Raw genomic sequence first — 14,527 nt, forward strand, 5'->3', positions numbered from 1 at the left:
GGGCCCGCAGGAAGAGATTACTTCACCTGCTGCTGAAAGCGGCGCAACAGCTCGTTGCCGCGTTTCACGGCGTTATCCAGTGCGCTTTGTGGCGACTGTTTGTCGGTCCAGACACTTTCCAGCTCTTCGTCGATCACGGTACGAATCTGCGGCATGTTGCCCAGACGCATGCCTTTAGTGAATGGCAATGGCGGCTTGTTCATCATCTGACGGGTCGCGATATCCGCACCCGGATTTTTGTCGTAGAAGCCCTGCTGTTTCGTCAGCTCGTAGGCGGCGGTCGTAATCGGCAGATAGCCGGTTTTCTGGTGCCATTCCGCAGCGATTTCCGGTTTAGCCAGGAACTGCATGAACTCGGCTACGCCTTTGTACGTTGCTGCATCTTTGCCTTTCATTACCCACAGGCTGGCTCCGCCAATCAGGGCGTTCTGCGGCGCATTCGGTACGGTGTCGTCATACGGCATCATGCCAACGCCGAAGTTGAATTTGGCGTAGTGACGGATATCGGCCAGCGAACCGGATGAGGCAGTGGTGATACCGCAGTCGCCGTTGTAGAACTTGGCGGTGGATTCATCTTTGCGGCCAAAGTAGGTGAAGTCCCCTTTCTTGTTCATCGCTTCCAGCAGTTCGATATGACGAACCTGCACTGGCTTGTTGAACTCCAGCACCGCATCGAGTCCGTCAAATCCGTTGTTTTCCGTTGCGACCGGCAGAGCATGCCAGGCGCTGAAGTTTTCAATCTGGATCCAGCCCTGCCAGCCGCTGGCGTAGCCACAGCTCATGCCCGATTTACGCAGTGCGGCGGCATCCGTCGCCAGCTCCTGCCAGGTTTTAGGCGGCTGGTCCGGGTTCAGGCCCGCTTTTTTAAAGGCGTCTTTGTTGTAGTAGAGCACCGGCGTCGAGCTGTTGAACGGCTGAGAGATCAGCTGACCTTTGCTGTCGCTGTAGTAGCCCGCCACCGTTGGCACGAACTGTTTTTCATCGAAGGGAATGCCGGCGTCTTTGAATACCTGATGCACCGGCACAATGGCTTTTGAGGCCATCATGGTCGCCGTACCGACTTCATAGACCTGCAGCACCGCTGGCGCTTTGCCGCTGCGCACGGCCGCGATCCCTGCTGCCAGGCTCTGCTCGTAGTTACCTTTGTAGGTCGGAACAATTTTGTAATCGGGATGCGTCTCGTTAAAACGCTGTGCCAGCGAATTCACTTCTTTGCCAAGCTCGCCTTCCATGGAGTGCCAGAAAGGGATCTCAGTGGCGGCCATGGCATGGCTGCTGAGCGTCAGACCGAGCAGCGCGCTCATCAGGCTACGACGAAAGGTAACGACGGACATAGAATTTTCCTGTGCAGGTAAATACGCGTGAAATCACGGATTTCTGTTTCGCGAAGTAACATGACACGGGGAAATGACGGATTAATAACAGGGAGATGACAGCCGGATGACAGGCGAAAAAGAGGAAAAGCGGAGCAGCTAACTATTGTTGAGATTGTTGACAAAGTCTGGCTTGGTTGCTTTAAGACTGTGCCCAGCACAGAGAACACGGTCAGATCGGAAAGACGCAAAATCCGTCATCAATGACACGCTCGGCCCGCACGATTACGCACCTCATCCCTGAGGTGCGCCCGTAGCCGGGCCAACGCGTTACGTTGTTCAAAAACGCTCCCGGCGTTTTTGTCCATGGCGCGGGACGCTTTCCTCTTCTGCCCGTGTTCCCTGCGCGTTAAGTTTATGTGTTGCGGCCAGATTCACCTGACTTGAGTTTGTCAGCAGCCTGAGCTGCTATACATCATTATTACGTCGAATTTATTACCAGAAGCTGCAACGGCCTCTGGCAATGGCAGAACTTGCCCTTACTTTCAGGCAAATTTAAAGGCCGTCGGCACCACCACCCACACCGACACTCAAGGCCGTCGGCGTCGCAGGCAGTTCGGCACCGGCCAGCGCACAGCATCCGGAGCGTACTGAAGTACGTGAGGAATGCGAGCACTGCCCGGTGTCGAAATGGCAAGTAAGCCAGGCCTCTAAACCTTAAGCGCCGAGGTAAGCGCTGCGGACGGCTTCGTTGGAGAGTAGCGCTGCGCCGGTATCTTCGAGCACCACATGCCCGTTCTCCAGCACATAGCCCCTGTCCGCCAGCTTCAGCGCCTGATTCGCATTCTGCTCTACCAGGAAGATCGTCATCCCCTCGCTACGCAGTTGCTCAATGGTGTCGAAGATCTGCTGAATAATGATCGGTGCCAGCCCCAGTGACGGCTCATCCAGTAGCAGCAGGCGAGGCTGGCTCATCAGTGCACGGCCAATTGCCAGCATCTGCTGTTCGCCGCCTGACATGGTGCCAGCGCGCTGGATTTTACGCTCTTCCAGACGCGGGAAGAGTTCATAAACGCGTTTGATCCGCGTCAGATAATCCGGACGGCTGGCAAAAAAACCGCCCATCGCCAGGTTCTCTTCCACCGTCATGCGCGAAAACACCCGCCGGCCTTCCGGCACGATGGCAATCGCTTCACGCATAATGCGCGCCGTTTGCCAGTCGGTGATAGCTTTGCCATCAAAGGTAATGGTGCCCTGCGTGGCGCGTGGCTCACCGCACAGCGTACCCAGCAGCGTGGTTTTTCCTGCGCCGTTAGCGCCAATCAGGGTAACGATTTCGCCCTGATTGATATAGAGGCTGACGTTGTGCAGCGCCTGAATTTTGCCGTAGTGGGCGCTGACGTTCTCAATGGTTAACATCGCATTTGCCATCTCAGGCCTCTCCTAAATAGGCACGGATGACATCCGGGTTATTACGAATCTCTTCCGGCGTTCCGTTAGCCAGCGGCGTTCCCTGATTAACCACATAAATACGGTCAGAAATGCCCATCACCAGCTTCATATCATGTTCAATCAGCAGCACTGATACCTTGTGTTCGCCACGCAGCTCCGCAATCAGCGCATCCAGCTCGTGGGTCTCTTTAGGGTTAAGGCCTGCTGCCGGTTCATCCAGCATCAGGATCTCCGGGCGCGTCACCATGCAGCGTGCAATCTCCAGCCGACGCTGCTGACCATAGGCCAGATTGCCCGCCTGACGGTTAGCCAGCTCCAGCAGACCGACCCGCTCCAGCCAGGTCGCCGCGCGATCCAGCGCCTCGCTCTCACTACGGCGAAACGCAGGTGTTTTCAGCAGGCCGGAAAACACGCCGCTTTTCAGGTGCTGATGCTGAGCGACCAGCAGGTTCTCAATTACCGTCATCTCACGGAACAGACGCACATGCTGGAAAGTCCGCACAATGCCCATCTGCGCAATCTTCTGGCCCGTCAATCCTTCCAGATGCTGTTCACGCAGTTTAATCGTGCCGCCAGTGGGCTTATAAAAACCGGTCAGGCAGTTAAACACGGTGGTTTTACCGGCACCGTTAGGGCCAATCAGCGAAACGATCTCCTGCGGACGCAGCTCCAGCGCCACATTGTTCACGGCTAACAAACCGCCGAAGCGCATCATCAGGCCTTCAACGGCTAATAAAGGCTGGATCATGCCTGCTCTCCTTTTTTACCGGTTCTGAGCTTCAGATGCGGACGCTTCATCGGCAACAATCCCTGCGGACGCCAGATCATCATCAGCACCATCAGGCCACCCAGCACCAGCATGCTGTATTCATTCAGATCACGCATCAGCTCGCGCGACACCACCAGCAGAATAGCCGCCAGAATCACTGCAAACTGCGAACCCATTCCGCCCAGAACCACAATCGCCAGCACAAAAGCCGATTCGACAAAGGTAAAGGACTCCGGGCTGACAAAGCCCTGGCGCGCAGCAAACAGCGTGCCCGCGAAACCTGCAAACGCGGCACTGATGGTAAAGGCGGTCAGCTTGATGCGGGTCGGGCTCAGGCCCAGTGAACGGCAGGCAATCTCATCCTCACGCAATGCTTCCCAGGCACGGCCCAGCGGCATCCGCAGCAGCCGGTTGATCACGAACAGCGTCAGCACCACCAGCAGCAGCGCCACCAGGTAGAGATAAATCACGCGGTCGCTGGGATCGTATTTCAGGCCAAAGAAATCGTGGAAGGTGTTCCAGCCCCCTTCAGAGACTTTGCGGCCAAACTCAAGACCGAACAGTGACGGCTTGGGGATCTGTGCAATGCCGTTGGGACCGCCGGTAATCGCCGTGTTATTCAGCAGCAAAATACGCACAATCTCGCCGAAGCCCAGCGTGACGATCGCCAGATAGTCTCCGCGCAGGCGCAGCACTGGAAAGCCGAGCAGCAGCCCGAACAGCGCCGAGACAATGCCCGCCAGCGGCAGACACTCCCAGAAGCCGAGACCAAAGTAGTGGTTCAGCAGAGCAAAGGTGTAGGCACCGATGGCATAGAAGCCGCCATAGCCGAGCACCAGCAGCCCCGACAGGCCGACCACCACATTCAGGCCCAGACCGAGCATCACGTAGATCAGCGTCAGCGTGGCGATGTCTACCGTGCCGCGCGACACGAAAAAGGGCCAGGCCACCGCGACCACGATCAGCGCCAGCATAAACAGCTTCTGCTTCGGCGTTGAGCCGTCGATGCCAGGCAGCACCAGCGCCGGACCGGAAATCTTTTTCAGACCGCGCTGCCAGAACGGACGCAGCAGCTGAAACAGAAAGACCACGGCACAGCCGACGAAAATCCAGTTCCAGCGCACGTCACCCGCGCTCTGCACCACCAGTCGGGTGCCGTCGAGGCCAAGACGCATGCCCATAAAGAAGCTGGCCAGCACCAGCAGCATGACAGAAGAGAGCAGCGCGTTGATAAAGGAAGATTTCATACTTTCTCAACCTCCGGGCGACCCAGAATCCCGGTCGGCATTACCAGCAACACCACGATCAGCAGAGCAAACGACACTACATCTTTATATTCCGTGCTGAGATATGCGGAGGTCAGTGCTTCAGCAATGCCCAGAACCAGGCCGCCAATCATCGCGCCCGGAATACTGCCAATGCCGCCCAGCACGGCAGCGGTAAAGGCTTTCATGCCCGCCATAAAGCCGATGAAGGGGTTGATGGAGCCGTAGAACTGGCCCAGCAGCACGCCCGCTACCGCCGCCATGGCAGCACCAATCACAAAGGTCAGCGAGATGACGCGGTCGGTGTTAATCCCCAGCAGGCTGGCCATTTTCAGGTCTTCAGCGCAGGCGCGACAGGCGCGGCCCATGCGGGAATAACGGATAAAGGTGGTCAGCGCCAGCATCGCCAGGAACGTCACCACCCAGATCACAACCTGCATGGTAGAAATCGTGGCGGCAAAACCGTTGCTCTCGCCTACCGTCCACTGTCCGGTGATCAGGCTCGGCAGCGCCAGGTCGCGTGAACCCTGCGTCAGGCTGACGTAGTTTTGCAGAAAGATCGACATGCCGATGGCGGAGATCAGTGCGATCAGACGCTTCGACGATCGTACCGGCTTATAGGCGACGCGCTCTATGCTCCAGCCGTAGGCGCTGGAGATCAGTATCGCCATCACGAAGCCAGCGGCAATCATCAGCCAGCCCGTGTCGATACCCATCATCATCAGGGCGGCAATCACGATAAAGGAGACATAGCTGCCGATCATATAGACTTCGCCGTGGGCGAAGTTGATCATGCCGATAATGCCGTAAACCATGGTGTAACCAATGGCGATCAGCGCGTAGGTGCTGCCGAGAGTGACCCCGTTAAGCATCTGCTGAATGAAATAAAGAAACTGCTCGGACATAGTGAAGACCTGCATGAGAACGGGAAAATCCTCTGCCGACGCGGCAGAGGATTGGTCTGTCGATGGAACGATTACTTAACTGCGGTAGACGAACCGTCTTTGTGCCATTTGAATACGCCGAACTCGAAGCCTTTCAGATCGCCTTTCTGATCCCAGCTCAGGTTGCCCATCACTGTAGGTACCGGCTCACCGGTTTTCAGGTTTTTCGCGATCGCGTCTGGCTCGTCGCTCTTACTGCGTTCGATACCCGCCACCAGCGACTGGATTGCCGCATAGGTGGTCCAGACGAACGGACCGGTCGGATCCTTGCGATTCTGTGCGCTGTTGGTTTTGATGGCCTCAACAATCGCCTTGTTCTCCGGCAACTGGTCGTAGCGCTTCGGCAGCGTCACATAGATACCTTCTGATGCATCACCCGCGATATTGGAGAGTGAAGCGTTACCCACGCCTTCCGGTCCCATAAAGCCCGCTTTCAGGCCAGCCGCTTTCGCCTGACGCAGAATCTGACCCATTTCCGGGTAGTAGCCACCGTAATAAACGAAGTCGACGTTCTCTTTCTTCAGGCGCGTAATCAGCGTAGAGAAATCTTTATCGCCTGCAGTGATGCCTTCAAACAGCACCACGTTGCCGCCTTTCGCTTTCAGCGTTTTCTGTACTGATTCCGCCAGACCCTGGCCATACTGCTGCTTGTCATGTACCACGGCGATACGCTTAGGCTTGATCTGATCAAGAATGTAGTTCGCGGCAGTCGGGCCCTGATCGGAGTCCAGGCCGGTTGTACGCATAATGGTTTCGTAACCGCGTGCCGTCAGCTCCGGTGCCGTGGCCGCCGGGGTAATCATCAGCACACCTTCATCGTTGTAGATGTCGGACGCAGGCTGGGTAGAAGAGGAGCAAAGATGGCCGATAACGTATTTGATGCCGTCGTTAACAACTTTGTTTGCCACCGCCACGGCCTGTTTCGGATCGCAGGCATCGTCATACTCTACGCCGACCAGTTTGTTGCCGTTTACGCCGCCTTTGGCATTGATGTCCTTAATCGCCTGCGCGGCACCGGTGAACTGCATATCACCGTACTGCGCGACCGGGCCGGTTACGGCACCTACGATAGCGATTTTAATGTCGGCAGCCAGGGCGGCGTGGCTCATTGCCAGCGCAACGCAACCCGCCAGTAATGCGCGGCCTTTACTCATTTTCATGCGGACTTCCCCATCTTGTTGTGACTGTGAGTTGTGGTTTGCTGTTGCTACCGGATAAAGCCGAAAAATGATGTTTATGAATGGTTTAGCGCACTTTTCCGGTATTTTTTGATAATAAGGCTTTATTTTTCAGGTTATTAAACAGGAATTTTCTTCTTTAAATCAACTGACATATTCAGAATTGACTGAGTGAAACAGCATAATACACTGGAGGCAATGGCCAGTTTTTCACCATTTTGCCAGCGCGTTGTGCTGGATTGATCGCCCGATTTCCCTGTTTACAACTATCATCCTGGCATCCAGGCCATCTTTTGACCTGTTTTATTGATGAAAATGTGGTGGCACTCTGGTTGTATACTTTCGCTGCACTTTCCCCTATTACAGAGGTTTTTGTTATGAAGCTCACTATTCAGCGTTTAACCACGCTGACCGCGCAGGACCGCATCGATCTGGGCAAAGTCTGGCCGGATCTGGAGATTGAAAAACTGGAGCAGCACCTGGATGAGCGTCATCGTCTTTATGCCGCACGCTTTAACGATCGGCTGCTGGCGGGTCTGCAGCTGGAAATCTCAGGGATGCATGGCAAGGTTCACAGGCTGACGGTGCGCGATGTCACCCGGCGACGCGGTGTGGGACAATATTTGCTTGAGGAGACGATCAGGCAGAACGGGTCGATATCAGACTGGTGGATTGCCGATGATGGCAGTGACGATCAGCAGGTGCGGGCGGCATTTATGCAGGCGTGTGGTTTCAGGGCGCAGAGTGATGGGTGGATACTGGCGGTAGAGTAGCCTGACGCAGAAAACAAAAAGGGCGACATCATCTGTCGCCCCTTGAGGTGTCGAAGTGCGTTACGCTTCGATCGCCATACGCAGTTTCTTCATGGCGTTCTTTTCCAGCTGCCGGACACGTTCCGCTGATACGCCGTATTGATCGGCCAGCTCCTGCAGCGTGGTTTTGTTGTCTTCATCCAGCCAGCGGGCGCGAATGATGTGCTGACTGCGCTCATCCAGACCTTCCATCGCATAGCTCAGCTTGTCAGCGGCATGCGCGTCCCAGTTATCCTCTTCAATGCCGTCAGCAAAGTCAGAGGTTTTATCCTGGAGATAAAGCACCGGCGCCATCGAACGGCCTTCGCTGCTCTCATCGTCGGCAGACATATCAAAGGTCATGTCCTGCGCGGCCATACGCGATTCCATTTCACGCACATCTTTGCTGCTTACGCCCAGCTCACGCGCAACCATCTCGACTTCGTCCTGATTGAACCAGCCCAGACGCTGCTTGGTTTTACGCAGGTTAAAGAACAGCTTACGCTGTGCTTTGGTGGTCGCGACTTTCACGATACGCCAGTTACGCAGCACGTATTCGTGAATCTCCGCTTTAATCCAGTGCACGGCAAATGAAACCAGACGTACGCCCACTTCAGGATTGAAGCGACGCACCGCTTTCATCAGACCGATGTTGCCTTCCTGGACCAGGTCAGCCTGTGGCAGACCGTAGCCGGAGTAATTACGAGCGATATGAACTACAAAGCGTAGGTGAGACAGGATCAGCGTCTTTGCTGCTTCCAGATCGCCCTGGTAATGCAGCCGTTCAGCCAACGCTTTTTCCTCTTCAGCCGAGAGCATCGGCCAGGTATTCGCAGCCCGGACGTAAGACTCCAGGTTGCCAAGAGGAGCAATAGCTAAAGTTTGCATTTCTTTGGTCATTCAAACCCTCACAAATTTAGTGGAATTGCCGCACATTTCCCTGCGCAGACGATACATTACGTCAACGTCGCGCGAAATCCGAAAGCAATCTGTGCTACTTAGAGTGCTAAAGTTATCCACAAGTTCAATTATAGCGGTGAATATTTTACACACAGATGACAGGAAGGGAAGAGGGAGAAATCCTCTGCACCCACCATCGGTAGCAGAGGACCATTATAACAAAAAAATGTTGCAGGCGTTTACTGCGGCGTAAATCGACGTAAATGTTGTACCGTTGCCAGCCACGCAGCCACCCAGCCGATGATTGCTGCAATCAGTAACAGCAGCAGCGCCTCATCCCAGGAGAAGCCTTCCAGCGAGAAGGTGGTACCAAATACGGTCGCCACACTGGCGACGACAGACTGGAGACGCAGCACCAGCACTTCCGACAGCAGCAGCGACAGCACCGCGCCGCTGAACCCCAGCAGCGCCCCGCCGTAGAGGAAAGGACGCAGGATAAAGCCGTCCGTCGCACCAATCAGCTTCTGCACGTTAATCGTGTCGCGTCGGGCAAAAATGCTGAGACGAACACTGTTACCGATCACCAGGAACACCGCCACGATCATCAGCACACCAATCATCGACGCGATTTGCCCCACCAGCCCGGTCAGTGCAGCCAGCCGCGCAAACCAGCTGTCATCCATCCGCACTTCATCCACGCCCTGCACTTTAGTGACCCGATCGCGCAGGCTCTGCATGGTGTCAGAGTTCTGGAAATTGAGTTTCGGCGTAATGATGGCTACCGCAGGCAATGGATTCTGCTCCAGCATATCCATTGCGCCGCCAAAGCCTGACCAGTTGCGGAACTCATTCAGCGCCTCTTCCCGTGTCAGATAGTTAACGTTATCCACGCCTTCGACCTGCTTGAGCTGCGCAACGACGTTTTCTGCTGCCGTGTCATCAAGCGTTTTGGAGAGATAAACGGTCAACTGCGGCGCCGGATACCATTGCGTGGCGGCCTGGCTAACGTTTTTCCACACCATGTAGCAGACGCTGGGCAGCGTCAGGGAGATGGCAATAACCATCACCGTCAGCAGCGTGGCCAGCGGCTGACGCCACATATCTGAGAGCGTGCCGCGCAGTGCATAGCGCCACTGCTCCTGCCAGCCCCCCTTCAGCGCTTTACTCTTCGATGGCTGCTTCGCTTTCGGTGCAGCCGGACGTTTAATGCGTTTATTGACCATCGTGGCCTCCGTGCAGACGTCCCTGATTCAGCGTCATCATCCGGTAATTACGCCGGGCGATCAGGCCGCTGTCATGCGTCGCCATCAGAACGGTGACGCCAACGCGGTTAAACTCTTCGAACAGGCGCAGAATGTCTTCTGACAGCGCGTCGTCAAGGTTACCGGTCGGTTCATCTGCCAGCAGCACGGCCGGCTTGTTCACTACAGCACGGGCGATGCCCACACGCTGCTGTTCACCGCCCGAAAGCTGAATCGGATAACTTTTCGCTTTGTCGAGCAGGCCGACTTTATCCAGCGCCGCCGAGACGCGACGACGGATATCTTCGCCGCTGGCACCGGAAATAATCAGTGGGATGGCCACATTGTCGTAAACAGAGCGATCCATCAGCAGGTGGTGATCCTGGAAGATCATGCCAATCTGACGACGCAGGAAAGGCACCTCACTGTTGCGCAGGCGGGAAATGTCATGGCCGCTGAACCAGATTTTTCCGGCACTCGGGCGCTCAATGCCACAAATCAGCTTCAGCAAGGTACTTTTACCGGCACCGGAGTGGCCGGTCAGAAACGCCATTTCGCCAGGACGCAGACGGAAATCTACTCCCTGTAGCGCCTGACGTCCGCCGAGATATGCCTTACTGACCTCTTCAAAGCGAATCATCCTAATTAGTCCTCTCGGGCAAACAATGCCTCAATAAAATCTTCCGCCTTAAACGGCCGTAAATCTTCAATGCCTTCACCGACGCCGATGTAGCGAATCGGAATACCGAACTGATCGGCCACCGAGAAGATGACGCCGCCCTTGGCGGTGCCATCCAGCTTGGTGAGCGCGATACCGGTCACGCCAACCGCTTCGTTAAACAGTCGGGCCTGGCTGACCGCATTCTGTCCGGTGCTGGCATCCAGCGTCAGCATCACTTCGTGTGGCGCTGAATCATCCAGTTTTTTCATCACGCGGGTGATTTTCTTCAGCTCTTCCATCAGGTGCGATTTGTTCTGCAGACGACCGGCCGTATCAGCAATCAGCACGTCAACGCCGCGCGATTTCGCTGCCTGAATGGCATCGAAGATCACCGAAGCAGAATCTGCACCCGTGTGCTGAGCAATCACAGGAATGTTATTACGCTGGCCCCACACCTGCAGCTGCTCAACCGCCGCTGCACGGAAGGTATCACCAGCCGCTAACATCACCGTTTTGCCTTCGGCCTGATACTGGCGCGCCAGCTTACCGATGGTCGTGGTTTTACCCACGCCATTGACGCCAACCATCAGGATGACAAACGGCGTTTTGCCCGAGACTTCCAGTGGCGCATCCACTTTTGCCAGAATCGAGGCCATTTCCGCTTTCAGCAGGCCATAGAGCGCTTCGGCGTCACGTAGCTGCTTGCGGTTTGCCTGCTGGGTAAGATGGGTAATGATGCGGCGCGTGGTATCCACACCGACATCCGCAATCAGCAGTTGCTCTTCCAGCTCATCAAACAGGTCATCATCAATCTTTTTGCCACGGAACAGACTGATAAAACCGGAACCGAGGTTCTGACGGGTTTTGACCAGGCTGCGCTTCAGGCGGGCAAAGAAGCCCTCTTTGCTGGGACGTTCCTGCTCCTGCACGATGAGTGGCGCGGCGGCCAGCGGAAGATCGCTGACGGTGTCGGATAATGTGTCTGCCGGTTCCGCGTCAGTCACGTCGGCTTCGCCCAATGCCAGCGCGGTCAGCTCTTCTTCGCTTAACGGCGCGTCGGCTTCACTGTCCGGGATTTCAACGATCGGAGCGTCGCCCAGCGCCAGCGCGGCCAGCTCTTCGTCGCTTAATGGCGCGTCGGCTTCACTGTGTGGCGTTTCAACAATCGGGGCGTCGCCCAGTGCAAGCGCGGTCAGCTCTTCTTCACTTAATGGCGCGTCTGCTTCACTGTCCGGGATTTCAACGATCGGAGCATCGCCCAGTGCCAGCGCGGTCAGCTCTTCCTCACTTAACGGCGCGTCTGCTGATGCCTCGTCCGCGATCGGCGTGACCACCTCGTCGGCATCGATAACCGGCGTCGCGTCATGTTCAGGTGCGGAGACGTCCAGTAATGCTTCAGGATCGGCCTCAATCGGCTCAGCCTCATCGAGCACCGCCGGTGCTGATTCGTGCGGCGCTGCCGCGGTGACGTCCGCCTCACGCTGCTGTTCGGCCACCGTTTCGGTGATAGCGACAGTCTCTTCCGCTTGCGCTTCAGCCTGGCTTGCTTCAGCCTGGCTTAATGCCGGCGCTTCCTGTTCAGTCTGCTGCTGTGCGGGTTCTGCGACCTCGTGTGTCTGCTCCTCCGCTACAGGTTGTTTCTCTTCCTCTTTGCCAAATCCCAGCCAGGAAAAAAAGCCACGTTTTTTCTCTTTTGCCATTGTGTGACGACACTCCTCGATGGCTTTGTCCCGGTCGCGCGTGGTTTCCAGGGGTAAATCAATGAAAGTCGGTCAGCGCCAGACCGGCGTAAACCGCAGAATAATGCATGACTTCAGCAACTCAGTAGTCTAACACTTTCCAGCCAGCTCACCACAGCACCCTTTTTTAACGTTTCTTCTCACCGATTCGCCCGTTAAACTACGCAACAAATTATGACGAGTTGTGAGCAAGATGAATAGAAACCCCCGCAGTACAGGCGGTGCCGGGCAGATTCGTATCATTGGCGGCCAGTGGCGCGGACGTAAATTGCCGGTGCCGGACAGTGCCGGACTCCGCCCGACCACCGATCGGGTGCGTGAGACACTGTTTAACTGGCTGGCCCCGGTGCTGCCAGAGGCGCGCTGCCTCGACTGCTTTGCCGGTAGCGGCGCATTAGGACTGGAGGCGCTGTCGCGTTACGCGGGATCGGCTACGCTACTGGAGCTGGAACGGCCTGTGGCACAACAGCTGACAAAAAATCTGCAGACGCTGCGCGCGAGCAATGGCACTGTGATTCAGACCAATGCGTTAAACTGGCTGGCACAGCCGGGTACCCCGTTCGATGTGGTGTTTATTGATCCGCCGTTTCGTCAGGGATTGCTGGAGCAGACGTTGCAATTGCTGGAGCAGAATCACTGGCTGGCCGACCAGGCACTGATTTACGTCGAAAGTGAAGTGGAAAATGGCGCACCGCCGGTGCCGCCCGAGTGGGAACTTTATCGCGAGAAAATAGCCGGACAAGTGGCTTATCGTTTGTATCAACGTCAACAGGAGACGCAGGATGTTACTTAATTTGGGGCGTCTGTTGATGCTATGCGTGTGGGGATTTTTACTGGCTAATCTGGTTCATCCCTACCCTAAACCGCTGACTTATTTTATCAACGTTGCGCTGATTTTCATGATCCTGATGCATGGCCTGCAGCTGGTTTTACTGCGCACCACGCAAACCAAAGATGCGCCGCCAATTGACCGCGTCACCCAGGCCAAAGTGTTTCTGTTCGGGGTGTTCGAACTGGTCGCCTGGCAGAAGAAAAACTTCCCACGCAAGAAATAGTGCCGTGCGGGCGCCATGCCCGCCCGTTACTGCAGGGGCGTGAAGCTGATAAAGCGCGTGCCCTGCATCTTCAACTCGCCTCTCGCGCCTTTATCCAGCTGATGATATTCCGCCTCTTTCAGCTGCACTTTGATGTCGCTGGCCCCGTTCAGTGGATGAAACAGCACCTCATACCGCATCTCTTCTCCGGCGATCACCTCACGCTGCCGTGAACGGCGATTGGGAGAAGGAAATTCACGTTTAGTTTTGACCTCGGCCTGCAGAGAACGCACCGGTGAGGCATCATTGACCGCCACTTCACGGCGTTGCTTAATGAACTGACGGGTCGCCAGCACGGCGATTATCGCCAGGACAATGATAAAGATCAGCGGCGGTTTGCTCATAGTGCTCTTGTGCCTGCGGGGAAAATTAATCAGGCGGTAAAGCATACAACCAGAGTTGACCGATTGTCACATCTCAGGGGCTTAACCTAAACTGGAAGGGATATTTTGGGATCTTTCACCACTTTGAGTAAAAAAGGGAGAAACAATGCTCTGGTCTTTCCTCGCTGTACTTTTCTCCGGCTGGCTCTATGTCGACGCCACCTATCGCGGCCCTCAGTGGCAACGCTGGCTGTTTAAACCGGTCACGCTGCTGCTGCTTGTCGGGCTGGCCTGGCAGGCGCCGGTGCTGCAGACCACGGACTACCTGATTCTGGCGGGTCTGGTCGCCACACTGGTCGGTGATGCGTTAACGCTGCTGCCGCGTCAGCAGATGCTCTATGCCGTTGGGGCTTTCTTCCTGTCGCACCTGCTTTATACGCTCTGCTTCGCCGCCAGCATGACCATGACCTTCTTCTGGCCGATTCCGCTGACGTTGCTCATTATCGGTGCCGCCCTGATTGGCATCATCTGGAGCCGACTGGAAGACCTTCGCTGGCCTGTCTGTACGTTTATTGGCATGACGCTGGTGATGACCTGGATAGCGACCGAGCAGTACTTCTTCCGTCCGACCGATTACAGCTTCTCTATCATGGTCGGTGCCGGCCTGCTGCTGCTGGCAAACGCCGTCTGGTTTATCTCGCACTATCGCCGTCGCTTCACCGCTGACAGCGCGATCGTCGCCGCCTGCTACTTTGCCGGTCATTTTATGATCGTGCGCTCATTGTGGGTCGTCTGAGAAAATAGCCTTGACTCTGGAGTTCACTCCAGAGTGTAGGATAGCGGGATGAGCCGGGTTG

General features: G+C 56.0%; 15 protein-coding genes. 4 read left to right on the plus strand and 11 right to left on the minus strand.

The window, feature by feature from the left end; genetic code table 11:
- Nucleotides 1-17: 17 nt before the first annotated feature.
- The 6 genes from ugpB to P2R09_RS15560 all read right to left on the minus strand — a co-directional run bounded on the left by ugpB (nt 18) and on the right by P2R09_RS15560 (nt 6,903).
- Nucleotides 18-1,334, minus strand: a complete 1,317-nt coding sequence (gene ugpB, locus P2R09_RS15535) for a sn-glycerol-3-phosphate ABC transporter substrate-binding protein UgpB (protein WP_275771074.1) — start codon at nt 1,332-1,334, stop codon at nt 18-20.
- A gap of 696 nt (nt 1,335-2,030) precedes the next feature.
- Nucleotides 2,031-2,744, minus strand: coding sequence for a high-affinity branched-chain amino acid ABC transporter ATP-binding protein LivF (livF, locus tag P2R09_RS15540; RefSeq protein WP_008926291.1), 714 nt, complete (start codon nt 2,742-2,744; stop codon nt 2,031-2,033).
- Nucleotide 2,745: 1 nt separating this feature from the next.
- Nucleotides 2,746-3,513, minus strand: a complete 768-nt coding sequence (gene livG / locus P2R09_RS15545; protein WP_003852209.1) for a high-affinity branched-chain amino acid ABC transporter ATP-binding protein LivG — start codon at nt 3,511-3,513, stop codon at nt 2,746-2,748.
- Nucleotides 3,510-4,781 (minus strand): high-affinity branched-chain amino acid ABC transporter permease LivM, encoded by a 1,272-nt coding sequence (locus P2R09_RS15550; RefSeq protein ID WP_275771075.1) that lies wholly within the window; start codon nt 4,779-4,781, stop codon nt 3,510-3,512. The genes livG and P2R09_RS15550 overlap by 4 nt, the downstream gene beginning before the upstream one ends.
- The gene (livH, locus tag P2R09_RS15555; protein ID WP_008926292.1) at nt 4,778-5,704 is read right to left on the minus strand and encodes a high-affinity branched-chain amino acid ABC transporter permease LivH; all 927 of its coding nucleotides are present in this window, start codon (nt 5,702-5,704) and stop codon (nt 4,778-4,780) included. The genes P2R09_RS15550 and livH overlap by 4 nt, the downstream gene beginning before the upstream one ends.
- A 71-nt stretch (nt 5,705-5,775) precedes the next feature.
- A complete protein-coding gene (locus P2R09_RS15560; RefSeq protein WP_275771076.1) occupies nt 5,776-6,903 on the minus strand; it encodes a branched-chain amino acid ABC transporter substrate-binding protein in 1,128 nt (375 codons plus the stop codon).
- A gap of 395 nt (nt 6,904-7,298) precedes the next feature.
- Between P2R09_RS15560 and panM the strand changes: the two genes are divergently transcribed.
- The gene (gene panM / locus P2R09_RS15565; RefSeq protein ID WP_008926293.1) at nt 7,299-7,694 is read left to right on the plus strand and encodes an aspartate 1-decarboxylase autocleavage activator PanM; all 396 of its coding nucleotides are present in this window, start codon (nt 7,299-7,301) and stop codon (nt 7,692-7,694) included.
- Nucleotides 7,695-7,754: 60 nt separating this feature from the next.
- Here panM and rpoH read toward each other — a convergent pair whose 3' ends face one another.
- The 4 genes from rpoH to ftsY form a co-directional block, all read right to left on the minus strand.
- Nucleotides 7,755-8,612, minus strand: a complete 858-nt coding sequence (rpoH, locus tag P2R09_RS15570; protein ID WP_003852201.1) for an RNA polymerase sigma factor RpoH — start codon at nt 8,610-8,612, stop codon at nt 7,755-7,757.
- Between the two features lie 239 nt (nt 8,613-8,851).
- Nucleotides 8,852-9,835 carry a permease-like cell division protein FtsX gene (gene ftsX, locus P2R09_RS15575; protein ID WP_003852199.1) on the minus strand — a complete coding sequence of 328 codons (984 nt, stop codon included), beginning with the start codon at nt 9,833-9,835 and terminating at the stop codon, nt 8,852-8,854.
- Entirely contained in the window at nt 9,825-10,493 is a 669-nt protein-coding gene (ftsE, locus tag P2R09_RS15580; protein ID WP_003852197.1) for a cell division ATP-binding protein FtsE, read from the minus strand. Before ftsE ends, ftsX begins: the two co-directional genes overlap by 11 nt.
- Before the next feature lie 5 nt (nt 10,494-10,498).
- Nucleotides 10,499-12,214, minus strand: a complete 1,716-nt coding sequence (gene ftsY / locus P2R09_RS15585; RefSeq protein ID WP_275771077.1) for a signal recognition particle-docking protein FtsY — start codon at nt 12,212-12,214, stop codon at nt 10,499-10,501.
- A gap of 232 nt (nt 12,215-12,446) precedes the next feature.
- On the opposite strand from ftsY, the gene rsmD reads away from it, so the two are divergent.
- A complete protein-coding gene (rsmD, locus tag P2R09_RS15590) occupies nt 12,447-13,046 on the plus strand; it encodes a 16S rRNA (guanine(966)-N(2))-methyltransferase (RefSeq protein ID WP_275771078.1) in 600 nt (199 codons plus the stop codon).
- Nucleotides 13,036-13,308 carry a DUF1145 family protein gene (locus tag P2R09_RS15595; RefSeq protein ID WP_003852192.1) on the plus strand — a complete coding sequence of 91 codons (273 nt, stop codon included), beginning with the start codon at nt 13,036-13,038 and terminating at the stop codon, nt 13,306-13,308. The genes rsmD and P2R09_RS15595 overlap by 11 nt, the downstream gene beginning before the upstream one ends.
- Nucleotides 13,309-13,334: 26 nt before the next feature.
- Here P2R09_RS15595 and P2R09_RS15600 read toward each other — a convergent pair whose 3' ends face one another.
- Nucleotides 13,335-13,691, minus strand: coding sequence for a DUF2500 domain-containing protein (locus tag P2R09_RS15600; RefSeq protein WP_039660845.1), 357 nt, complete (start codon nt 13,689-13,691; stop codon nt 13,335-13,337).
- A gap of 145 nt (nt 13,692-13,836) precedes the next feature.
- Here P2R09_RS15600 and P2R09_RS15605 point away from each other — a divergent pair, with 145 nt between their 5' ends.
- Entirely contained in the window at nt 13,837-14,466 is a 630-nt protein-coding gene (locus tag P2R09_RS15605) for a lysoplasmalogenase (RefSeq protein ID WP_179898785.1), read from the plus strand.
- The last annotated feature ends 61 nt before the right edge of the window (nt 14,467-14,527 follow it).

Source organism: Pantoea sp. Cr_R13 (genome assembly GCF_029222565.1).
GTDB classification, from domain to species: Bacteria; Pseudomonadota; Gammaproteobacteria; order Enterobacterales; family Enterobacteriaceae; genus Pantoea; species Pantoea eucalypti.